This is a genomic window from Dyadobacter sp. CECT 9275 (genome assembly GCF_907164905.1).
Taxonomy (GTDB): Bacteria; Bacteroidota; Bacteroidia; order Cytophagales; family Spirosomataceae; genus Dyadobacter; species Dyadobacter helix.
Map to the genome: position 1 here is coordinate 3,478,354 of NZ_CAJRAF010000002.1, position 23,654 is coordinate 3,502,007.

At 45.7% G+C, this 23,654-nt stretch carries 18 protein-coding genes; 13 read left to right on the plus strand and 5 right to left on the minus strand.

The annotated features are described in order from the left end of the window. Positions 1 to 20: 20 nt before the first annotated feature. Positions 21 to 806, minus strand: coding sequence for an L-fucose dehydrogenase (locus KOE27_RS22155; protein WP_215240964.1), 786 nt, complete (start codon positions 804 to 806; stop codon positions 21 to 23). 439 nt (positions 807 to 1,245) lie between these two features. On the opposite strand from KOE27_RS22155, the gene KOE27_RS22160 reads away from it, so the two are divergent. From KOE27_RS22160 to KOE27_RS22180, 5 genes are all read left to right on the plus strand, one after another. Then, positions 1,246 to 2,019 (plus strand): alpha/beta fold hydrolase, encoded by a 774-nt coding sequence (locus KOE27_RS22160; RefSeq protein ID WP_215240965.1) that lies wholly within the window; start codon positions 1,246 to 1,248, stop codon positions 2,017 to 2,019. A gap of 109 nt (positions 2,020 to 2,128) precedes the next feature. After that, on the plus strand, positions 2,129 to 2,800 hold the full coding sequence (locus KOE27_RS22165; protein ID WP_215240966.1) for a CBS domain-containing protein: 672 nt from the start codon (positions 2,129 to 2,131) through the stop codon (positions 2,798 to 2,800). Positions 2,801 to 2,907: 107 nt separating this feature from the next. Beyond that, positions 2,908 to 3,783 (plus strand): NAD kinase, encoded by an 876-nt coding sequence (locus KOE27_RS22170; RefSeq protein ID WP_215240967.1) that lies wholly within the window; start codon positions 2,908 to 2,910, stop codon positions 3,781 to 3,783. A 40-nt stretch (positions 3,784 to 3,823) separates the two neighbouring features. Then, positions 3,824 to 4,834, plus strand: a complete 1,011-nt coding sequence (locus tag KOE27_RS22175; protein WP_215240968.1) for a dipeptide epimerase — start codon at positions 3,824 to 3,826, stop codon at positions 4,832 to 4,834. Between the two features lie 26 nt (positions 4,835 to 4,860). Beyond that, positions 4,861 to 5,955, plus strand: coding sequence for an aminotransferase class I/II-fold pyridoxal phosphate-dependent enzyme (locus KOE27_RS22180; protein ID WP_215240969.1), 1,095 nt, complete (start codon positions 4,861 to 4,863; stop codon positions 5,953 to 5,955). A gap of 14 nt (positions 5,956 to 5,969) precedes the next feature. Here KOE27_RS22180 and tatC read toward each other — a convergent pair whose 3' ends face one another. Further along, complete coding sequence (gene tatC, locus KOE27_RS22185) at positions 5,970 to 6,848, minus strand: twin-arginine translocase subunit TatC (RefSeq protein ID WP_215240970.1); 879 nt, start codon at positions 6,846 to 6,848, stop codon at positions 5,970 to 5,972. 210 nt (positions 6,849 to 7,058) lie between these two features. Further along, positions 7,059 to 8,090, minus strand: a complete 1,032-nt coding sequence (gene pdhA, locus KOE27_RS22190; RefSeq protein WP_215240971.1) for a pyruvate dehydrogenase (acetyl-transferring) E1 component subunit alpha — start codon at positions 8,088 to 8,090, stop codon at positions 7,059 to 7,061. Between the two features lie 128 nt (positions 8,091 to 8,218). Between pdhA and recF the strand changes: the two genes are divergently transcribed. Beyond that, entirely contained in the window at positions 8,219 to 9,304 is a 1,086-nt protein-coding gene (recF, locus tag KOE27_RS22195; RefSeq protein ID WP_215240972.1) for a DNA replication/repair protein RecF, read from the plus strand. Between the two features lie 74 nt (positions 9,305 to 9,378). Here recF and KOE27_RS22200 read toward each other — a convergent pair whose 3' ends face one another. Then, positions 9,379 to 10,446, minus strand: a complete 1,068-nt coding sequence (locus KOE27_RS22200) for a mannose-1-phosphate guanylyltransferase (RefSeq protein WP_215240973.1) — start codon at positions 10,444 to 10,446, stop codon at positions 9,379 to 9,381. A gap of 296 nt (positions 10,447 to 10,742) precedes the next feature. Between KOE27_RS22200 and KOE27_RS22205 the strand changes: the two genes are divergently transcribed. Then, positions 10,743 to 13,769, plus strand: coding sequence for a TonB-dependent receptor domain-containing protein (locus KOE27_RS22205; RefSeq protein WP_215240974.1), 3,027 nt, complete (start codon positions 10,743 to 10,745; stop codon positions 13,767 to 13,769). Between the two features lie 67 nt (positions 13,770 to 13,836). Here the strand turns inward: KOE27_RS22205 and upp are convergent, their stop codons facing one another. After that, entirely contained in the window at positions 13,837 to 14,481 is a 645-nt protein-coding gene (gene upp, locus KOE27_RS22210; protein WP_215240975.1) for a uracil phosphoribosyltransferase, read from the minus strand. A gap of 127 nt (positions 14,482 to 14,608) precedes the next feature. Between upp and KOE27_RS22215 the strand changes: the two genes are divergently transcribed. The 6 genes from KOE27_RS22215 (at position 14,609) to KOE27_RS22240 (ending at position 23,639) form a co-directional block, all read left to right on the plus strand. After that, on the plus strand, positions 14,609 to 16,342 hold the full coding sequence (locus KOE27_RS22215) for a capsule assembly Wzi family protein (protein WP_215240976.1): 1,734 nt from the start codon (positions 14,609 to 14,611) through the stop codon (positions 16,340 to 16,342). A gap of 51 nt (positions 16,343 to 16,393) precedes the next feature. Beyond that, positions 16,394 to 17,269: a carboxylating nicotinate-nucleotide diphosphorylase gene (nadC, locus tag KOE27_RS22220; RefSeq protein WP_215240977.1), complete on the plus strand. Its 876-nt coding sequence runs from the start codon at positions 16,394 to 16,396 to the stop codon at positions 17,267 to 17,269. 22 nt (positions 17,270 to 17,291) lie between these two features. After that, entirely contained in the window at positions 17,292 to 19,409 is a 2,118-nt protein-coding gene (locus KOE27_RS22225) for a ComEA family DNA-binding protein (protein WP_215240978.1), read from the plus strand. Positions 19,410 to 19,445: 36 nt separating this feature from the next. Beyond that, entirely contained in the window at positions 19,446 to 21,593 is a 2,148-nt protein-coding gene (gene recQ, locus KOE27_RS22230) for a DNA helicase RecQ (protein ID WP_215240979.1), read from the plus strand. A gap of 466 nt (positions 21,594 to 22,059) precedes the next feature. Continuing rightward, on the plus strand, positions 22,060 to 22,443 hold the full coding sequence (locus tag KOE27_RS22235) for a RidA family protein (RefSeq protein ID WP_215240980.1): 384 nt from the start codon (positions 22,060 to 22,062) through the stop codon (positions 22,441 to 22,443). A 185-nt stretch (positions 22,444 to 22,628) separates the two neighbouring features. Next, on the plus strand, positions 22,629 to 23,639 hold the full coding sequence (locus tag KOE27_RS22240; RefSeq protein ID WP_215240981.1) for an aspartate-semialdehyde dehydrogenase: 1,011 nt from the start codon (positions 22,629 to 22,631) through the stop codon (positions 23,637 to 23,639). The last annotated feature ends 15 nt before the right edge of the window (positions 23,640 to 23,654 follow it).

Genomic DNA, 23,654 nt, shown 5'->3' on the forward strand with positions numbered 1-23,654 from the left:
CGGATATTTTCAGAAATATACTATTCGCTGATCGCACGATCCAGGTGAACATAACCGCCATCCACATGAATAAGCTGCCCGGTGGTGTGGCTGGAACGTACGGATAAAAGGAAGACCGCCATATTTGCAATTTCCTCCGCAGTGGTCATGCGGTTTTCCAAAGGAATTTTGCTCACAATGGAAGCAAGTTTCTCCTTAGGATTTGGAAGAGTCTGTATCCATTTCTCATACAGCGGTGTATAGCACTCCGCAACAATTACGGCATTGACACGGATTCCAAATGGCAACAATTCAACTGCCCATTCGCGGGTGAGTGCGTTTCTTCCTCCGTTTGCAGCCGCATACGCCGAAGTTCCTCCCTGCCCTGTTTCAGCGGTTTTCGAACCTATATTCAAAATTGCGCCCCGCGATTTCTTAAGAGCAGGAAGTGCATGATGCGCTATCAGATAATAATGGATGAGGTTACTGTGCAAGCTTTGCATAAACTTTTCGTAACTGCCTTTTTCCAGCCCCACACCATCATTTACACCGGCGTTATTCACAAGGCCATCAATGCTTCCGAAAGTATCCAGCACGGTATCCACCACTTTTGCGCATTCCTGCGGGTCAGACAGCTCCGCCGTAACCTGAAACGCACGGTATCCCTCTTCTTCTATTTCCGAAACAGCCTGCTGGTTATCCGCTCCGTTACGGCCGATGATCACCGGTACGGCCCCTTCCTTTGCTAATACGCCCGCTATTCCGCGGCCAATTCCCTTTGCCCCTCCCGTAACGATGATAATCTTGTCCTTTAATTCCAAATCCATGATACCTGTTGTTCTAATTTTTTTCTAATAATGATAAATGATACTATTTCTTAACTTTCAGCTGCCTATCGTTCTGATACACTTTTTAAACCGCATTATAGCAGAAACAGGCTATCCCGGGCACATTCATATTAAGGCTCCGACTGCGGGAATTTACCGTATAGGCTGCCGGATTGTACCAGCTCTTTCCTTCTAAATGCATATCTGAGAATTGCATCATTCTATGTTTATTGTGTTAATATCATTAATTTAATATAATATTTACAAGAAAATAAAATTATGTTTGTCGCCCGTTTACTTCATGAAATGCAAAAAATTAGTTAGTTTTGTGTACTATCCGAAAGTTACACTAGTTTCTTTGATGAGTGATATATCGAATTATTGAACTCTTTTTTACTATAATGACTTTCCCTTTACAAATAAAAACTGATTGAAGAGAATGAAATATTCAATACATGCCGAAGGCAAGTTTCAATTTATCGACGAAGGAAAAGGCGAAACGTTGCTCCTTTTACATGGCCTTTTCGGTGCCTTGAGTAATTGGGATGGTATTATTGACGGATTTTCTTCCCGCTTCCGGGTAATTATCCCTTTGCTTCCCATTTATGAACTGCCTCCGCGCGAGGCCGGGCTGGAAGCACTGCTGGCATTTCTGGAAGATTTTGTTTCATTTAAGAATCTGACAAATGTAACCGTCATCGGAAACTCTCTGGGCGGACATATAGGGTTGTTGTATACCTTAAAAAATCAGGACAATGTGGTCCGGCTTGTTCTGACAGGCAGTTCAGGGCTTTTCGAAAACTCGATGGGCGGCTCGTTCCCCAAAAGAGGAAGTTATGAATATATTAAGGAAAGGGTTGCTTATACCTTTTACGACCCCGCAGTGGCAACAAAAGATCTGATCGACGAAGTTTTTGAAACCACATCGAGTATTCCAAAGTGTATGAGTATTGTAGGGATAGCCAAATCCGCTCAGCGGCACAACCTTGCAAAAGATCTGCATGAGATAAAAGTTCCGACTTTGCTCGTCTGGGGACTGAATGATACAATCACCCCACCACATGTGGGGTATGAATTCAACCGTCTGATTGAGGGTTCTGAACTTTATTTTATTGATAAATGCTGCCACGCTCCCATGATGGAGCATCCGCAGGAATTTAATACCATCCTGGAAAGCTTTTTAGAAAAACATATTTCGGTTCCGGTCGAATAATTTTTTAAAGAGCCTGCTGGCTCTTTTTTTATAGGAAATAATATCTTTTACATACGAAAGTTGACACATATTCAGTTTTTTTATAGCTTCGGCTAAACGACACCAAATTATGATTGCCACCTCCTTGATAAATCCTATGATCCCAGCGCTCAAGCTTACCGACACGGTAAGCATGGCACTAGACTGGATGGATGAGTTTGAGGTAAAGCAACTGGTTGTCGTAGATGCAGGAAGTTACAAAGGCATTGTTTCCGAAGATATTCTGTTTGACTTCACCGACAGTTCGCAGCCACTCACCAAAATAATCATTCAGCACGAAGATATCTTCGCATTGGAAGATCAGCATACTTATGAGCTACTACGGCTGGTCAACGAATTCGGACTGGCTGTCGTTCCTGTGTTACACGACGACCGTACCTTTGCTGGTACCATTATCGCCACCGATCTTGTCGAACGTTTCGTTAATGATCTGGGTATTCAGGAAAAAGGTGCCGTTCTGGTACTGAAAATTGCTGAAAGAGATTACTCCCTGTCCGAAATAAGCCGGCTTGTGGAGTCCAACGGCACCAAAATTCTGAGCAGTTACTATTCGTCCGGTGATTCGATGCGGCCCGTTTCCGATGCCCGTCTTACCCTAAAGTTAAACCGTACGCACATTACACCTTTAATTGCTACGCTGGAAAGGTTCGGATATGATATTGAAGAGGCTCATGCCAATGATCCGATCGAAAGCGTTGACCAGGAACGGCTTGATATGCTGCTTCGCTACCTGGCCACCTGATACCTTGCACTTAATTTTATTTCTTCCTTCAAAAGCCGGGACTGTTTTTGAATCGGTATTTTTGCCCGTATCTTTCGGGTGAAACAAGCTCACTTAGATTTTCTTTCATGAAAATTGCAATTCACGGACGGAATTTTAATGATTCTGCCCGCCCGTTTATCGAAAACATGTTCCATGAACTGGCAAAGAGGCAAATTGAAGTTCAGCTATCCCTGCCTTTTCGCTCCTTTCTGGACAAAAACGGTATATCTCATTTTTCCACGTTGGTTTATGACAAGCCCGAAGAGCTTTTCGATGCACGCCTCGTAGTGAGCATGGGTGGTGACGGAACGCTGCTTGAAACAATTTCACACGTTGGAAAAAGACAGATCCCCGCTATAGGGATCAACGTGGGTCGTTTGGGATTTCTGGCCACGGTTCCTCCTGAAAGGATTTCGGACATGATCACTGCCCTGGAAGTAGGCGAATTTAAAATTGATGAAAGATCCCTGGTTGCCATCGAATCTAATATCGATTTATTCGACGGGCTTAATTTCGGGCTAAACGATTTTACGATCACCAAAACGGATACTTCGTCCATGATCACGGTCCATACCTATCTGAACGAGGAGTTCCTGAATTCATACTGGGCCGACGGCCTCATCGTTTCCACGCCAACAGGCTCAACAGGATACTCGCTAAGCTGCGGCGGACCGGTACTGGTACCCCATTCTCAGAATTTTATCGTAACGCCCATCAGTCCCCATAACCTCAACGTACGCCCGCTGGTGGTGGAAGATACCGCTGTCATACGTCTTGAAGTGAAAAGCAGAAGCAGCAACTTTCTGATTTCCCTCGACGCCCGCTCACGGGTGGTGGACGAAAACACGCAACTGACGGTCCGGAAAGCTAATTTTACAGCACGGCTCATCAAAATGCTCGACGACAGTTTCCTTAACACATTGCGAAGCAAACTTTCGTGGGGCCTTGATATGCGGAACTAATTACCTGGTACTCTAAAGTAATAATCTGGCAGATTTATATATGCAACTTCTTTTTCATCCGTTTGACCTCCATCTGAAACATACCTTTACCATTGCCCACGATTCGCGGGATATCCAGAAAACGCTCGTTGTGGAATTACGGGACGGCGATTTCCGCGGATTCGGTGAAGCAACTGCCAATCCTTATTATGGCATAACCGTTGACAACATGATGGACGCATTGGCCGGGGCCAGAGTTCTGGTTGAAAAAGGGCGATTCTCCAGCGCAGAGGAGCTATGGGATCATGTTCATCCGGTATTACAATCCAACTCATTTGCGCAGTGTGCGTTGGACGAGGCCGCACACGACCTTTTTGCCAAACAAAACGGGCAGAAATTATACAAAAGCTGGGGCTTGTCAATCGACCGCAATCCGCTCACCAATTTTACAATTGGAATAGATACCGTTGAAAAAATGGTATCTAAAATGAAAGAACTTCCCTGGCCCATTTACAAAATAAAACTCGGGACGGATGACGATCTGAAGATCGTCAGAGAGCTCAGAAAAAATACTGATGCCATTTTCCGTGTGGATGCCAACTGTGCCTGGACGGCAGAACAGGCTATTGCCTTTGCCCCGGAGCTGAAGCAGCTCGGAGTGGAATTCATAGAACAGCCTCTGGCAGCAGATGATACCGCAGGGATGAAAAAAGTGTTCGCAGAAAGCGCTTTGCCGGTGATCGCAGACGAAAGCTGTATTCTGGAATCAGATGTAAAAAAGTGCCATGGCCTGTTCCACGGCGTGAACATAAAACTCACCAAATGCGGAGGCCTTACTCCTGCGAAAAGGATGATTGCAGAAGCCAGGTCACTGGGAATGAAAACGATGGTGGGATGCATGACTGAAACCAGCGTAGGTATCTCTGCTATTGCGCACCTGCTTCCCCTGCTGGATTATGTGGATATGGACGGCTCACTGCTTATCCGGAATGATCCGGCTTCGGGTGTTACCTTTGATTTTGGCAAAGTAATTTATTCCGCGGAAAACGGAACCGGCGCCGTATTGAAATAACTTAACACCTGCTTTCGATTATTTCAATGATCTACCCAACAAACCAGCTCCCTGGCAGGAAAGTGATAATGACGGACGGAGCGGAATATCTTTGGTTCAGCGGAACCGACTACCTCGGTATGGGCCACCATCAGGCTTATAAAGAATTCTTAAAACAGGGATTTTCGAGATACGGTACCCATTTTGGCAGTTCCAGGAATAACAGCCTTCGTCTGGAAATATATGAGGAAACCGAGACACTGTTTGCCGGATACGCGGGGGCCCCTGCCTCACTTCTGGTATCTTCAGGCATGTGGGCAGGCCAGCTGGTACTTAAGGAAATAGAATCAATCGCAGGAAATTCAACAGCTGATTTGGCGAAGGAGCGCATCCGGTATCATTACGCACCTGGATCACACCCCGCTATCTGGGGAAACAATTTCTGTAGTAACAATCTTGCCTGGCAGCAATGGGCTTCGCGAACGATACAGGAAATCCGGGAAAACCCGGATCATATCCATATTGTTTGCTCCGATGCCGTTGGTTCTCCCTGGGTAGCGAAACATGATTTTTCCCTGTTTTCCGATCTTCCCCGGTCCCAAAATATTTGGTTTGTAGTGGATGATTCACACGGGATTGGGGTAACAGGTGATAACGGAAAAGGTATTTATTCACCGCTTGACAAATTGCAGCAAAATAGTATTGTCGTAGCCTCTCTCAACAAAGGTATGGGGATTCCTGCAGGCGTAATTTTAGCGGCTCAGGATATCCTTGACAGACTCCGCCAATCTCCCTGGTTTGCAGGTGCGTCTCCTTCCGTGCCCGCTTACATATATGCCTTCAGGGAACTGCTCCTGGCCAATGCGTATCAGGAATGTTACGAAAAAATGATCACCAATATCCGGTATTTTGCCGATGCGCTAACTAGTTCCGGTCTTTTTGTCGGAATAGCGGATTATGCCGTCATGTGCAGCCGGAATATATCCCTTTTTGACTATCTGCTGACAAACGGGATATTCGCTTCCTGTTTTTCATATCCCCTCCCTACAGACGAACCTGTAACCAGGCTGGCCATTTCAGCATTACACGAAAAAGAAGACCTCGACCGGTTGGCCGAGGTCTGTATTCACTTTGAAAGTTAAGTTCCCTTCATGGATCAGGAATCCCTTCCGTCCAATTTGGCAAGTCGTTTCTCTTCCCTGAGTTTTTCCCTTTCCACCCTGGCCGAAACCAGAATACTTACTTCATAAAGCAGGAACAAAGGAATTGCTACCAGGATCTGGCTGTAGATATCCGGTGAAGGAGTAATGATAGCCGCTACAATCAGGATAACGATGATAGAATGCTTCCGGTACTCTCTCATGAACCCTGGCGTTAATACACCTACTCTTGAAAGCACATATACCACAACTGGAAGCTGGAACGCCACACCGCAGGCCAAAGTTAAAGTTGCCACCAGCGAGATATAAGAGGATAAGCTGAATTCATTGATGATCGACTCGTCGAGCGTAAAATTGGCGAGGAAGTTCATCGCCAGAGGTGTGACGATGTAATAGCCAAAAAACACGCCGGAAAAGAAAAGGAATGTCACATAAAATACAGCACCACGAGCGGACCGTCTCTCATAGGACCGAAGGCCCGGTTTGATGAAACGCCAGATTTCCCAGAATGCGTAGGGAAAAGCAAACACCAGTCCGGCAATAACAGCCGATGTCATACTCATCGTAAACTGATCTCCCACTCCGATGGCCTGGAGCTTGAAATTCAGCGCCTTAATACACAATTCGTCGTAACCCACTTTATCCGCCAGCTTACAAAGCATCCTGTAAGTCCAGAAGTCGGGCTGCGAAGGTGCAATGATAACATAGTGATAAATTTCCTTAATATAGACAAAAGAAAGTATGGCGAATACCAGAATCGAAGCTCCTGCCCTGATCACATGCCACCTTAACTCTTCCAGATGCCCGAGAAACGACATCTCTTTCCCTTCTTCTCCTTCTTCTTCTTCGTTATCAAATTCCTGATCTAGAGGCATACTTTTAAAATAATACTTGAAGACCTGTAATGTTTTTGCAGGATAATTCCCGCATCCATACTACCGGTACACCCGTTTTTACTAATGTTAATTAAATGCTACCTACGTGTAAATAACAGGATGCGATTATTTTACTTCCCATTAAATGAAATTACTTAAAAAAACCCGCCGGATATTCGACGGGTTACGGTATAATTTTCCTGTCCTGGATCAATCCATTACGAAAGGATAATCATTTTCCACATACACGTCTGTATATGCTTCGGATGCATCCGGAAATTCTGACTCTTCCGCAAATTGTACTGATTCAGCAACGATATCCTTTACTTTTTTGTCAACTGCCTCCAGTTCCTCTTCTGTTGCAAGCTTATTTTCCAGTATTACTGCACGGATCTGTTCAATCGGATCACGGTGTTTGTACTCTTCCACTTCCTCCTTGCTACGATATTTCTGAGGATCAGACATCGAATGTCCGCGGTAACGGTAGGTCCGGAATTCCAGGAAGGTAGGTCCGTCACCTTTACGTGCACGTTCTGCTGCTCTGGAAACAGCTTCGTGAATGGCTTCAACACTCATGCCATCCACTGGTTCAGAAGGAATGTCATATGCCTCTCCCAGTGTATAAAGCTCCGTAACATTGGATGAGCGCGCCACCGAAGTTCCCATGGCATAACCATTGTTTTCAACAACGAATATCACGGGCAGTTTCCAGCTCATGGCCATGTTCAGCGCTTCGTGAAATGCTCCCTGGCGAATTGCTCCGTCACCAAAATAACAGATACACAGGTTGCCGGTTTTATTGTATTTCTCTGCAAATGCAATACCTGCACCCAGCGGAATCTGTGCACCTACGATACCGTGCCCTCCAATAAAGTTATTTTCCTTATCGAAAATGTGCATGGAACCGCCTTTTCCCTTAGTAGTACCGGTTTTTTTACCATACAACTCTGCCATAATCGCTTTTGGATCCGTGCCCAGTGCCAGCGGAATGCCATGATCGCGATACGCGGTGATATACTTATCTCCCTTTGTCAGCGCTGTAACCGCGCCGGAAGAACAGGCTTCCTGGCCGATATAAAGGTGACAAAAACCACGGATTTTCTGCTGGCCGTAAAGCTGACCGGCTTTCTCTTCAAAACGTCGTTGTAAAAGCATATTCTCGAACCAGAACAAATATTGTTCTTTCGGATGCTGTAATTTTTTGGAGGCTGCTGCTTTCTTTTTTTCAGTAACGGTGGCCATGTATTTGGTTCTCGTTTATAAAGACAGAACTTTGTCTTAAAGTTAGTGGTTTGAACAGAGTCTGTTTTTTGCCGTACTCACGCAAATGATTTGCGAAAATAAGCATAAACTATATAACAAAGAAGTTCATGTGGCTAGAAAAGCTCCATCTTACATACTTTAAGAGTTATGAGGAGCGGGTGTTTACGTTTGGAGAACATGTAAACTGTATCATTGGCGAAAATGGAAGCGGTAAAACCAACCTTTTGGACGCGATTTATTTCCTTACGCTCACCAAAAGTGCTTTTCATAATCAGGATGCCCTGGGTATCCGGCATTCGGCAGATTTTTTTTTGATCGATGGTATTTTTTCAGATCTGGGCAGACATACACAAATTACCTGCAGCCTCCAGCGTGGACAGCGTAAAGTTTTTATGGCCGACAAAAAAAACTATGACCGCCTCAGCGAGCATATCGGCCTTTTTCCATTAGTACTGATTGCCCCCAATGATACCGACCTGATCCGCGACGGCAGTGAGGAGCGCCGCCGGTTTTTTGATGGCGTACTGGCGCAAGCCACACCGGGTTATCTCAACGATTTTTTGCAGTACAATAAAATTCTGGCACAGCGCAATGGCCTGCTCAAACTTTTCGGCGAAAGGAATTATCTTGATGAAGACCTTCTGGAAACTTATGATGAGCCGTTGATCTATCTGTCGCAAAGTATTTACGCGCACCGGAAAGCCTTCATGGATCGGTTCATGCCGCTTTTCAGAAAACATTATGCTTTTTTGAGCAGTGAAAGAGAAGAGGTTGATATCTCCTACGAAAGTGAGCTCGCCGGCGTGGATTTCCCGGCGGCATTCAGGAAAAACCGTTCCAGAGACCTGTACGCGCAAAGAACCGGAAAAGGCGCGCATAAGGATGAGTTTGTATTTGAAATCGATGGTGTTACCCTCAAAAAATTCGGATCACAAGGGCAACAAAAATCCTTTGTTATTGCCCTGAAACTGGCTCAGTTTGAGCTATTGAAAGCCGAAAAAGAAAAAACGCCCATCCTGTTGCTGGATGATATCTTTGACAAGCTGGATGACAGAAGAATCCACAAACTGATTGAACTGATCGATATCGGATTTCTCGGGCAGGTATTTATCACCGACGCTCGCCCCGAACGCTCCGAAAAAATCCTAGAAAGGGTACAAGCCGATGTGCGTTTTTTCGAGATCAGTAAGTGATGCACTCACCTGCTGGCTTATCTCATTTCATTAACAGATCATACCGTCCTTTTCCCTTCCCATCTTAAAATCCACTACACATATTTCGGATCCAGTTCCTTTGCCTCATTTACGAATTCCTTTACCTTTTGCTCATCCTCTTTTCGGCAGATCAGCAACACCCCGTCGTATTCGGCTACAATGAAGCCATCCAGCCCATTGATCACCACCAGCTTGTCTTTGGGTGTTTTGATGATCGAATTGGTTGTATTGTATAATAACAGGTTCCCGTCGGTAACATTCTGATTTTCATCTTTTTCGGATACTTCATAAAGCGATTTCCAGGTGCCCAGATCCGACCAGCCAAAACTGCTCAGCACCACATGGACGTTCTCTGCCTTTTCCATAATACCGTTGTCGATGGATATGCTTCCGCAATGCTGATAAGCTCTGCCGATAAACGCCTCTTCGGAATCCTGGTAGTAATGCGGAATCCCGCTCTCAAAAATTTCGGCGATATCCGGCTGGAACGATCCGATCGCCTTTTTAAAGGCGTTGATATTCCAGACAAAAATTCCGGCATTCCAGACAAAGTCTCCGCTTTCCAGAAATTTTATGGCCAAGTCCAGGTGTGGTTTTTCGGTAAACGATTTTACACGTTTGATCGTGAGTTTATCAGGTATATACTGAATGTAACCATATCCCGTGTCGGGTCTTGTAGGCTGTATCCCCAGCGTCACCAGGATATCTTCGTTCCTGGTGGCACCAAGTGCGATCCTGATGGTATCCTTAAAAGTTTCTTCTTTCAGAATGATATGATCGGCCGGAGCCACAACTACGTTAGCGGCCGGATCTCTGGCTGCTATTTTGTAACACGCATAAGCAATACAGGGTGCTGTATTACGCCTGTGAGGTTCCAGCAGGATCTGGTCGTCCGTAAGGGCAGGCAGTTGCTCTTTCACCAGTTCCTTATATTCCTGACTTGTAACAATATATACATTTTCTACTGGGCAAACCCCCTCGAAACGATCAACCGTTTGTTGTAAAAGCGTTCGTCCCGTCCCCAAAACATCGTGAAACTGTTTTGGAAAGTTAGTCCTGCTAAATGGCCAGAACCTCGAACCCACTCCCCCAGCCATTATAATTACATACGTATTTTGCATTGTGGAAATATTTGTTGCTATCAAACCAATAATACAAAGCTAAACATTAAAGTTTTACCATCACTCCCTTCCCCATACCCTCAGCCTGCGAAAATCTATTTATTCACTGACACTCCCGAAAAAAGTACCGATCAGGTATTGAACCGGGCAAAAGTTCTTCCCGTAATAACTTCCTAAATGATGCTGCATCCAACATTCCACATTTAAGTGATGATTCAAAGAAATTATTGAAATATAAGACGAATATTTTGTTAAAACATCTAACTTGCTGCGTACAACTTCAACAACTACCAACCATGTATGCTACATTTTTAAAACTGCTGATGATCCTGCCACTGCTTCTGTTTGGCGGGCTGTCTTACGGACAAATAACGCTTACCGGTACCGTAACGGAAGAATCTACAAATGAGCCGCTTATCGGAGTAAACCTTCAGATCAAAGGCAAAGTTATCGGGACAACAAGTAATGCACACGGTCATTTCAGTTTCACAAGTTCCACACTACCTCCTTTCGTACTCGTCGTATCCTCGGTAGGGTTTGCAACCCAGGAAATAAATATTTCCGCCGGACAGACCAACGTTGACATCAAGATGAAGGAACAGGCCGTTCTGGGGCGGGAGCTGATTGTTTCAGCATCCAGGGTCGAAGAAAGTGTGATGAAGTCACCGGTTTCGATTGAGAAGATCGATATCCGGACCATTCGTGAGACGCCGCAGGCCTCCTTTTACGACGCGTTACAAAACCTGAAAGGTATTGAAATGAGTACCCAGTCGCTCACATTCCGGTCCGTAAGTACCAGGGGGTTTGGTGCCAACGGAAATACGCGGGTTGTTCAGATGATCGATGGCATGGATAACCAGGCACCAGGTCTGAACTTCCCAGTCGGCAACATTGCAGGTATGCCGGAGCTGGATGTCGAAAGTGTGGAAGTACTTCCTGGCGCCGCCTCTGCGTTATACGGCCCCAATGCCATAAACGGCATCATCCTGATGAACAGCAAGTCGCCTTTTACCTATCAGGGATTGAGTGCTTATGGGAAAACCGGAATCATGTCTGCCTCTAACAGAGATCAAAAAAACACCCCTTTCTACGACTTCGGGATCCGTTATGCCAAAGCTTTCAACAACAAAATAGCTTTTAAGGTAAACGCCTCCTATCTGACTGCAAAAGACTGGCAGGCAACAGATTACCGGGACCAAAGCCTGCTGAACGGCACTACGCTTGAAAACAATAATATGAACGTCATGAAAAATCCCAGGTATGACGGAGTCAATTATTTTGGTGATGCGGACGTAGGTGCAAATGTTTACAACGTATTGTATGCAAACGGGTTACCCGGAGATGGAACCAACGGCACTTCTGGTGCACTTGGAATTATTTATTCCACCAAAATTCCCCAGGCCGGGAATATTACGCTTCCTCAGCTGCTGGGCGGGCAAACCCCTCAGGACCAATTGCGGATTGCCCGGGATATATTTGGCAAAGTAGTTCCGCAGTATTACCTCAGCGCACCCGGCTATGCAGAGAATTCACTTACCAACTATCCCGCCAAAAGCCTGAAACTGAATGCTTCCTTACATTACCGGATCAATGATAACATTGAAGCCATTCTGCAGGTCAATTGGGGGAAAGGTTCTGCCGTTTACACAGGCGCCGACCGTTACAACATCCAAAATTTTACCATAGGACAATACAAAGCCGAAATCCGTGGCAGCAATTTCTTTGTCAGGGCCTACACCACCCGCGAAAATTCGGGCGACGCCCATGCACTAGGTGTATTGGGAAGCCTGCTGAGCAAACGCTATCTTGAAGCCACGCTGGGTGCTGCTCTGCCCTCCTTTCTGAATACTGCCATTACCCAGTATGGAGGAGCACTTTTACAGGCCTACCAGACAGCACTCGCCGGAGGAACTCCACAGCAACAAGCTCTACAAATGGCGTATCAAACGGCTAACAATTATGCCACAGCCAATAATGTGCAGTGGATGAATACAGCAGTGGCACCCGCCGTAACCGCAGCCAACGGCCTATACCTGCCGGGAGGAAGTCAGTTTCAGTCCGCCATTTCCGAAATCAAAAAAGCACCTATCCCGAACGGTGCCAGGTTCCTGGACAAATCTAATCTGTATCATGCCGAACTGATGTACAATTTCAGCAAGATCATCAACCCCAAAACACTTGAGATTGTTGTAGGTGGTAACTATCGCCAGTACGACCTCAATTCGGAAGGGACATTATTTGAAACACAGGATGGTACGCCGGAGGGAAAAGAATTTAATATCAATGAATACGGTGCCTATGCCCAAGGTTCAAAAAATTTCAACGACATTTTCAAACTGACTGCATCGGTCAGGTATGACAAAAACGAAAATTTCAAAGGACAGTTCAGTCCGCGGATTTCAGGGGTTCTTACAGTGGCCAGGGACCATAATTTCCGTTTATCCTTTCAGCGAGGATTCCGAATACCAACGACTCAGAATCAGTATATTAACCTCAATACTCCGACGGTCAGGCTGGTGGGAGGTCTGCCACTTTTCCGGGATAAGTACAACATGACGGGTAATCCGGTGTATGCGCAAACCGATATCACGCAGGCAGCAATCCAGAACGGGACACTGAAACCGTATCAGTTTAAAGAATGGCAGCCTGAGCGCGTAGAAACTTACGAAATAGGATACAAAGGAGCCGTGGCCAATAAATTGTATGTCGACGCTTTTTATTATTACAACCGTTTTCTAAGCTTCGATGGCGTACAGGTAGTACTTCAGAAAAAAGATATGAATGGCCCCGTTACCGACTTGCTGGATCCCTCCAAAAGAAACGTATTCAGTTTTCCTGTTAATGCAGGACAGATCGTCAAAAATTCGGGATGGGGATTTGGTCTGGAGTATGTGCTCGGAAAAGGATACACCTTCAATGGAAATGTAACACAGAACATGCTGAATAACGGTAAAGAACTGAAACAGAATGACCCCTCTTTTGTTTCCTTTTTCAACTCTCCCAAATACCGGTTTAATCTGGGGCTTGCCAACAGGGATATTAACAGAACCGGCTGGGGTTTTGGCCTCACTTTCCGGTACCAGACCGAAATGGTATGGCACGCTACTGTTGCCAGCATAGCCGCAAATCTTGCCGATCAAACGGTCATTCCTTCCTATTCAACCCTCGATGCACAGATCAGCAAAAAGATTTCATCCATCAAGTCGATCATCAAAGTGGGAGGCACTAACCTCACAGGGAAGTTGTATACCACCGGCTGGGCCAACCCATCCGTAGGAGCCATGTATTATGTATCTATTACTTTTGACGAATTGCTGAATTAATTTGATTAACAATCGAAAAAAGTAACGATTCCCAGTTACAAGGGAGGCTGGGGCTCTGGCCTCCCTTTTATTTGGGCCCGAAGGAGAGATCTCCCGCATCACCCAGGCCGGGCACAATGTAATATTGTTCGTTTAATTTTTCATCCACAGCACCAAGCCACAGTCTGCATTGCGGCATTCTGCTCTGAAGAAAATTGACTCCTTCCGCACTGGCTATCACCGCTGCGATATGCGTTTGAGAAGGAATACCAAAACGGAGCAAGGCGTGGTATACCTTTTCCAGCGACCTCCCCGTAGCAAGCATAGGATCCATGAGTATCAGTGTTTTACCGGTAAGGTCAGGGCTGGTGATGTAATCCATCTCCACCTCGAAATCATCCTCGTCGCTGATATGATGCCCTCTGTATGCGCCGATAAAGGCATTGTCGGCGTGGTCAAAAATATTCAGGAAACCTTGGTGCAGTGGCAAACCTGCCCTGAGAATTGTACCCAGTACCACCGGCTGCAGCAAAGATCTCGACGAGGCTACTCCAAGTGGTGTTTCTACCTTTCCGGTACGAAAAGTAAGCGTTTTAGAAATTTCGTAAGCCAGCAATTCTCCAATTCGTTCAATATTACGCCTAAACCGCATTCTGTCCTTCTGACTGTTGAAATCACGTAATTCGGCCAAATAGTGGTCAGCAATAGAAGGTTTTTGGGAAAGTAAATACATAACTTTAAGGGTTTTTTAGGCTCAACTATGCAAGATAATACAAATTCATTGACGTAATTTGAAACATTTGTTTCCAGGATCGTCTGCAGGAATCCCAATATATGTGAAGAATCTACTTTTACAACCTATGTATCAAAGATTTAAAGAGTGGTTGTCGTTTTTATTTTTCGTACTGATTGCAACAACTTTTACCCAGGCTCAAAGTTCTTTTATACCACTCAATGACGACTACTACCACCTGATCGACAGACTTGAAATAAAAAGAGGAAAACTTTCTGAGGGGTTTCATTCCAATGTAAAGCCTTTCGAAAGAAAGGCGGTAGTTGCTCTGACAGACTCCATCCTGAGGGAAGGTAATGTTAAATTAACCTCCAGGGACTGGGAAACCATTGACTATCTCCGCGAGGATAGCTGGGAATGGACGGGCGGTTCCGCTGCAACGGACTCTGTCAGGTATAACAAACTGGCCAGGCTTGGATGGAGGAAATCACTTCCGGACGGCCAAAAGAGAAAGTTTTGGGAACATGCCGCAGACCTTTACGGAAAACACAATAAAGACTGGGACCTTCATTTCAATTTTGTTACTACAAACTTCATCGGTAAAGACAATGACTCCGATACCAGCCGTACCTTGTGGTTCACTGGCCGGGGTGTGGAGATCAGGGGAATGATCAACGACAAGCTGGGATTTTATACTTTTGTTTCAGACAATCAGGGACGGTTTCCAAGGTATGTAAGGGACTTTTCACCGCAGTACAGCTTCCCGGGTGAGGGCCTGGCCAAGTACACCAAAAACCAGGGAACCGATTTTCTCTCCGCAAGGGGATATATCACTTTTCGTCCGCTAAAAAGTGTCAATGTAAAATTCGGGCATGACTACAACGTGTTCGGAAGCGGTTACCGGTCTTTGATTTTATCGGATAACAGCAGCCCCTATCTCTTCCTGAGGCTGGATACCCAGCTGGGCCGTTTTCATTATACCAACCTGTGGACCAGCATGTTGGATAGTGACGTAAAGGATGGACTACGTGGCAAGAAATTCGGAGCCATTCACCATTTAAGTTTGAACCTGACCGACAAAATCAACCTTGGAATTTTTGAAGCGGAGGTATTCAGCAGGGATTCGGTCGGTGGTGGTTATGATCTTAACTATCTTAATCCGATTATATTTTACAGATATATCGAGTCCTATATAGGAAGCCAGGACAATGCGCTGTTAGGACTGGATTTCAGATGGCTGGTAGGGAAAAAAGCTTCTATTTACAGTCAGTTCATTCTCGACGAATTCCTGACCAGGTATATGTTCAACGGCAGTAAGTCGTGGACCAACAAGTACAGCTTTCAGCTGGGTACAAAATACGTTGACGCTTTCGGAATTCCCAACCTGGATATTCAGGCGGAATACAATCTGGTAAGGCCTTATACCTACTCCCACAAGGATTTGGGGCGCAACTATGCACATTACGGTCAGTCGCTCGCACACCCTTTGGGTGCCAATTTCAGAGAATTCGTTGGTATCGCACGTTACAAAGCTACTTCCCGGCTTTCTGTTTATGGTACATTGATGTTTGCCTCGCAGGGCAGGGATTCTCTTTTCACCGACAGGAGTTTCGGAGGTGATGTCATGAAAAGCTATGAACTGAGGTACACAGATGAAGGAAATAAGCTGGGGCAGGGTATCTCCACTAAAACGGCTTCGCTGGATCTGAGGCTCTCTTATTCACTCGCACATAATTTATTTCTGGACGGACGCCTGCTTGTTCGCAACGTAGCTTCACCAGAACCACGTTATGATGCCAGGACAAGTGTATTTTCGCTGGCTATTCGTTATAACATGGCTTACCGGCAACAGACTTACTGACAACTACATTTTAAAAGATCCTGGTCTTTTAAAAAATATCTGTTCATTCACATGACTTCAACAATTGAAACCGACCCACATCAGATCAAGGATTTAATTCACCTGGCACTGCTGGAAGACATCGGTGACGGAGATCATTCTTCTTTATCCTGTGTACCCGAAGGTGCTACAAAAAGGGCCCGTTTGCTCGTAAAACAAGACGGTATACTGGCCGGTGTGGAAGTAGCCCTGATTATTTTTGAAGAAACCGCCAGACAATATGGCCACAAACCGCTTGAAATTAAAGTGTTACTTCCAGACGGTTCCGAAGTCAAAAAGGGCGACGTGGTATTAACGGCTGAAGGAAGCGCCAGACTGATCCTGAAAGCGGAGAGGCTGGTACTGAACATCATGCAGAGAATGAGCGGTATTGCAACCTATACACGCCAGATGGCGGCGCTGGTCAGCGATTTACCTGTAAAGCTGCTCGATACACGCAAAACCACTCCCAATTTCCGGCTGTTTGAAAAAATGGCAACAAAAATCGGAGGGGCCGTCAACCATCGGATGGGACTCTACGACATGATCATGCTAAAAGATAACCATGTTGATTATGCGGGTGGGATAGAACAGGCCATTCTGAGAAGCAATGAATATCGGAAAAAAACGGGAAAGTCGCTTAAGATCGAAATAGAAACCAGGAATCTGAACGAGGTAGACGAGGTATTGAGAGTGGGGAAAGTGGATATCATCATGCTGGATAATTTTAACCTGGCAGATTTAAGCGAAGCCGTGAAGCGGATCGCAGGAAGATTTGAAACCGAAGCATCGGGAAACATTACAGAAAAAACACTTCGTGAAGTAGCGCTTACGGGCGTCGACGGGGTTTCGAGCGGTGCACTCACACACCAGGCCCGAAGCCTTGACCTGAGCCTGAAGGCCTTCTGAGCCTTAAACCCCCAACAAGCGTATGCAAATACTTTTAAAGCTGGCATACGCTTTTTCTCCTGCGGAATACCTTGCTTCTGCGTTTATTTTTTGCTGTATCTTCTTCCCTGCTTCATTAAAAGCGCAGGAGCCACCCCGGCCTGAAATTGATATCAATACCTTCATTCAGAACCTCCTGCCAATTCCAACAGAAGATGCGGATTATACAGATGTGTATGAAGCTCTTTTTCAGCTGTACACCAATCCGCTAGACCTTAATCAAGCCACTCGTGACGAGTTATCCGCGGTTTTTGTATTATCAGAAATTCAGCTAAATGCATTTATCGATTACAGGGAAAAATCAGGGGCCCTGCTCTCTCTTTATGAGCTACAGGCCATCCCCGGCTTTGACCTTACAACCATTGGCAAGCTGCTTCCATTTGTGACCGTTGAGCCACGGCAAATCACACTGAGAGAATCCTTCAAGAATCCTACCCAGCATTTTCTGCTGCTGCGTTCAGCAAAGTTACTGGAGCAACAGAAGGGATATTCCTCTTTGGACTCTACTTCACGGTCGGCCACCCGGTATGCCGGTAAACCATGGAACGGTTATGCCAGATACCGTTATGCCCGCGCCGGAGTTTACAGCCTGGGTTTCACTTTTGAGAAAGACGGAGGAGAAGTTTTTTGGGACTGGAAGCCTAAGAACCAGATTTTCGGGATCGATTTTACTTCCTTTCATGCCCAGATTATGAACAGGGGGCAGCTTAAAAACTTAATCATTGGTGACTTTCAGATGCAGGCTGGGCAGGGCTTGGTGATGGCAGCCGGCTTTTCACTGGGGAAAGGCTCCGAGGTGATCCGGACGACGTATCGTAGTACTCTGGGACTCAAACCTTACACTTCTGTTCTGGAAGCCAATTTTTTCCGTGGCATGGCAGCCACTTTTGCCTTTCACAGCCAATTGGAAATGACAACCTTTTACTCCCTTACCCGCCGTGACGCCAGTCTGGATAATACAGCGGATGATCCAGACGCGGTTGTTGTTTCCTCCCTGCTGGTTTCGGGGTACCATCGTACGGCTGCCGAGCGTGCCAAACACGGAACCATTCCTGAACAAAATGCAGGGCTACATTTTATTTATAAAATGCCCTCCCATAACGGCCAGCTGGGACTTACGATACTAAATACCCACTACGGAACTTCACTCCGCAAAAAAGATGTACCCTATAACCGCTTTGAATTCACAGGCAACAATAACCTGATCTTTGGTTTACACGGTGATTATCACTGGCAGAATTTCCATTTTTTTGGTGAAGCCGCACGCTCCCAGAGCGGAGGTACCGGGGCTGTCGGCGGATGGATAGCTGGCCTAGGGAAGACGCTGGATTTCACCATGTTGTTTCGCCGCTACGATAAAGATTTCCACTCCCAGTATGGAAACGCTCTGGCAGAAGCGACCCGCCCTATCAACGAAACCGGTATGTACTGGGGACTTCGTTATATGCCGAACCGGAAATGGCAGTTCAGCGGGTTTTATGATTACTTCAGATTCCCCTGGCTGAAGTATCAGGTGAATGCCCCGTCGGACGGTCATGATATTTTTCTTCATTCCTTATGGAAACCCAGCAAAAAATTGAACACCTATTTGCTGTTTCATGAAAAACACAAACAGCGAAATGCCCCGGAAAGTGATGCTAATGTTATTCCGGTGGTCAACTCGGTCAGGCGGACAATTATGTTTAATCTTGAATATGAAATACCGCTGAAGTATGCTATCCGGACACGTGTTCAATATGGTGACCTCCGTTATGAAGGCGGCTCCAAATCAGCAGGTTTTACTGTAGTTCAGGACGTCACCCGGCATTTTCCAAAATTTGAAATCAGTGCCCGGATTGCCTTTTTCAAAACAGACAATTATGATTCGCGCCAGTATGTTTACGAAAAAGATATGTTATACGCCTTTACCATTCCTGCATATTACGATACAGGAACGCGGCATTACCTGATCTTGAAATATAATCTGTCCAAAAAAATGAAAGTCTGGGTTCGCTGGTCGCAAACCAGGTACAGTAATCTGGAAAAAATCAGTTCGGGACTCAGTGAGATTCAGGGAGATACCCGAAGTGAAGTAAAAATGCAGATGATGTATCAGTTTTGAGTAACTATTTTTGCAGCACTTTTGAAATCCCGCATCATGCCCGTTCATAAATCAGACGCTTTAAAAAAATATTTTGGATACGATTCTTTCCGTCCGCAGCAGGCCGAAATTATTGACAATGTTATGGCGGATAAGGATTGCCTGGTACTGATGCCGACGGGAGGGGGAAAATCCATCTGTTTTCAGATACCGGCCATTCTGCGCCCCGGGCTGACCGTCGTTATTTCTCCGCTGATCGCCCTGATGAAAGATCAGGTGGAAGCACTGAAAGGCAATGGGATTCCTGCCGCATTTCTTAACAGTACTTTATCCGCCACCGAAGCCGATCAGATTATGTGGCAGGCAAAACTCGGCGAACTCAAATTACTCTATATCGCTCCGGAACGGTTGTTCTCCGGAAATACTTTTGATTTCCTCCGAAGCTGGAACGTGGGCCTCTTCGCCATTGATGAATCACATTGTATTTCTTCCTGGGGACACGACTTCCGACCGGAATATCGCCAGCTGAATGCGCTGAAAAAACATTTTCCCAATATTCCCATCATCGCGCTCACTGCCACTGCCGACAGAGTCACACGCCGCGACATCCTGAAACAACTTGGTATTGAACATGCTGAAACTTTTGTGGCCAGCTTTGACCGGCCCAATCTTAACCTGACGGTATCTCCCGGCAGAAAAAGGATTGAACAGATCAGGCGTTTTATTTCCAAGCACGAAAATAAGGCGGGTATTATTTATTGCCTGAGCCGCAAGGGGACCGAAACGGTAGCTACCAGTTTGAAAAACGCGGGATTTAAGGCTGAATATTATCACGCCGGGATGGGAGCAGAACAGCGGTCCAAAGTACAGGAGCAATTTTTAAAAGATGATATCCAGATCATCGTCGCCACAATTGCTTTTGGAATGGGTATTGATAAATCCAACGTGCGGTGGATCATTCATTACAATCTGCCTTCCAATGTCGAAAGCTTCTACCAGGAAATAGGGCGGGCGGGGCGAGACGGGTCTCCGGCAGATACTGTATTATTTTACAGTTACATGGACATCATCACCAGGCAGGATATGATCAACCAAACGGAACAGCCTGAAATTCAGAAAGAAGTGCTGCATGCAAAACTCAACCGGATGAAGCAATATGCCGAAGCGGATATTTGCCGCCGCAGGATATTGTTAAGTTATTTCAACGAAGCCGTTGACCAGGACTGTGGAAATTGTGATGTATGCCGCAATCCCAGAACCCGTTTTGACGCCACGATCATTGCACAAAAAGCACTTTCGGGAATTGCCCGGACAGACCAGAAAGTAGCGATGGGTATGCTGATCGATATTTTAAGAGGAAGCCGCAACCGTAATATTCTTCAGCATGGCTATGACCGGCTGCCGACCTTCGGCGTAGGCGCAGACCTGCGTGCAGAAGAGTGGGCCGAATACATCATCCAGCTACTGAACTCCGGAGTGATAGATATTGCCTATGATGAGGCACATGCCTTTAAATTAAACCCGGTAAGCCGCCAGGTGCTGAAAGGCGAGCGCAGCGTGGAGCTTGTGAAATTCATCCCGCTGTCGGAACGGAAAGCGAAGGAAGAATTAATTCCACAGGAAAAACCGAAGCAGGAAATTGTCAGAGATGCCCTTTTTGAGCGGCTGAGGTTATTGAGAAAACAAATGGCAGACGCCATGGCTGTTCCCCCCTACGTAATTTTCAGCGACGCTACCCTGTCCGAAATGGCCCAAAAGCGCCCTGTTTCCGAAGCGCAGATGAAAACTGTTTCAGGTATAGGTGCTGAAAAATACCGGCGGTACGGGGAAGTCTTTATCAATGAGATATTATCGTTTGACAAAGTTAACCCACCCGCAAAAACCAGGCTGGCAAAAGGCATGACTTACACCGAAACCCTGGAATTATTTACAGAAGGCTATTCGGTGAAGGTAATTGCTGAAAAACGTGGACTAAGTACAGTTACCATACTCTCACATTTGATAAAGCTCAAAGACGATGGCCACGAGATAAACCTGAAAGCACTGATAGACGACCAATCGTATCAGACCATCACAAAAGCTGCACAGGAAATGAACATCCGCAAAGACGATGCCTTAAAGCCTTTGTTTGAATTACTAAACGAGCAGTTCGACTACGGCCAGATAAGGCTGGCACTGGTGATCATGGAGGAAGGTTATCACTAAATTTGACTAGCCGAAAGTCGCGTTAGGGACGTAAGCTTTGTAGAAAAAGATAATCATCGTTCGAAGTACGGTGTGCCGTAGGTACACAACAGGAGTATTCTAAGGCATTGTTTTGTACATAAGGCACAAGGGATCTATTTTCTGATGTAATATGCTACAAAGCTTAGGTCCTTGACGAGACGGGAATCAGAAAATAACCCTGAAATCTATTCCGGATGATGAGTAAACAGAATCCCAAATGGTCATATTTTCGGAGTCTGAAATGAACAAAGGCCTGTTCGGTACTGCTTATCCGCGGCCAGCTGAGCCAATTTCAGATCTTTGATTCCAGACTCGAATTCCCTGGCGAAATCGCCTGCAATGCAAACCCGAATTCAGGTTATTCAGATAATTTTTGTGCTGCCGATGTTATTAAATGCCGCCTGCTAATATCTTTACCTGAAGTATTCACGAAATTTTTAATTAAATGCCAAGACAAAATATCCTTTCCGGCTCTCCCTGGGAAGACAAAATGGGTTACTGCCGTGCAGTAAGGATCGGTAATATTGTGGAAGTAGCCGGAACCGTAGCCATTGTGGACGGTGAAAAAGTGAGAGCCGACGACGCCTACGCACAAACCAACAACATTATTGAGCGGATTGCCAAGGTACTGGAAGATGCGGGTGTAAGCCTGAGTGATGTGATCCGTACGAGGATTTTCACAACGGATATCAACTACTTTGATGATATCGCCCGGGCACACGGTGATTATTTCCGTGATATAAAACCCACAACGGGTATATACGAAATCAGCAAGCTTGTTTCGCCTGATTACCTGGTAGAGATTGAGTTCACAGCTGTGGTTGCGTAAAGTAAATTATTGAGGGTCAAATGAATTTGTTCCGGAGATGGATTTTGAAATTTCCGGAATATTTAGGCCCAATATCTTTTTCTTCTGAATTTCCTCGTAAATTTGCGGCACTTTTGCTATCCCTTCTAAAACCGGAGAAGCAGAAGTGCTGAATCATTTATATTCCATTTAATCCTAATGCAAGAATGAAAATCGCAGTAGTAGGCGCTACCGGTCTGGTAGGCAGCGAAATCCTCAAAGTGCTCGAAGAGCGTAATTTCCCGGTGACGGAATTGTTGGCCGTTGCATCTGAAAGATCTGTTGGTAAGGAAGTTACATTCAAGGGTAAACAGATAAAGGTGATCGGCTTTGAAGATGCTATTGCTGCAAAACCTGAGATTGCGATCTTCTCCGCTGGCGGAGGTACCTCTCTGGAACTTGCTCCTCAGTTTGCCGCTGCAGGAATTACGGTTATAGATAACTCATCGGCTTGGCGGATGGACGTTACCAAAAAGCTGGTAGTACCCGAAATCAACGCCAAAACTTTAACCAAGGAAGACAAGATCATTGCAAATCCTAACTGCTCAACCATCCAGATGGTGGTTGTACTGAATCCTTTGCATGAAAAATATAAAGTGAAACGTGTGGTGGTATCCACCTACCAGTCAGTAACCGGAACGGGAAAAGCGGCTGTGGATCAGTTATTTTCGGAGCGTGTGGGAGATCACAGCAAATCCAAAGTATATCCGCATCAGATTGACCTGAACGTACTGCCACATATTGACTCTTTCCTGGATAACGGTTATACCAAAGAAGAAATGAAGATGACCAATGAAACCAAAAAGATCATTGGTGACGATAGTATTGCAGTGACCGCCACAACGGTTAGAATTCCTACGATCGGAGGTCATTCTGAGGCAGTTAATATTGAGTTCGAAAACGAGTTTGACCTGGAAGAGGTTCGTCAGATACTGAGAGAGGCTGAAGGTGTTGTTATTCAGGACGACCCTAAGAATTTCCTGTATCCAATGCCGCTCACAGCTCACGGCAAGGACGAAACTTTTGTAGGACGCATCCGTCGGGATGAATCCCAGCCTAAAACTTTAAATCTGTGGATCGTTGCGGATAACCTTCGCAAAGGTGCCGCCACCAATGCTGTCCAGATTGCCGAGTATCTGGTAAAACATGAACTGGTTGCAGTACCTCAGGAGGCTTAATATCTCCTTGTAATG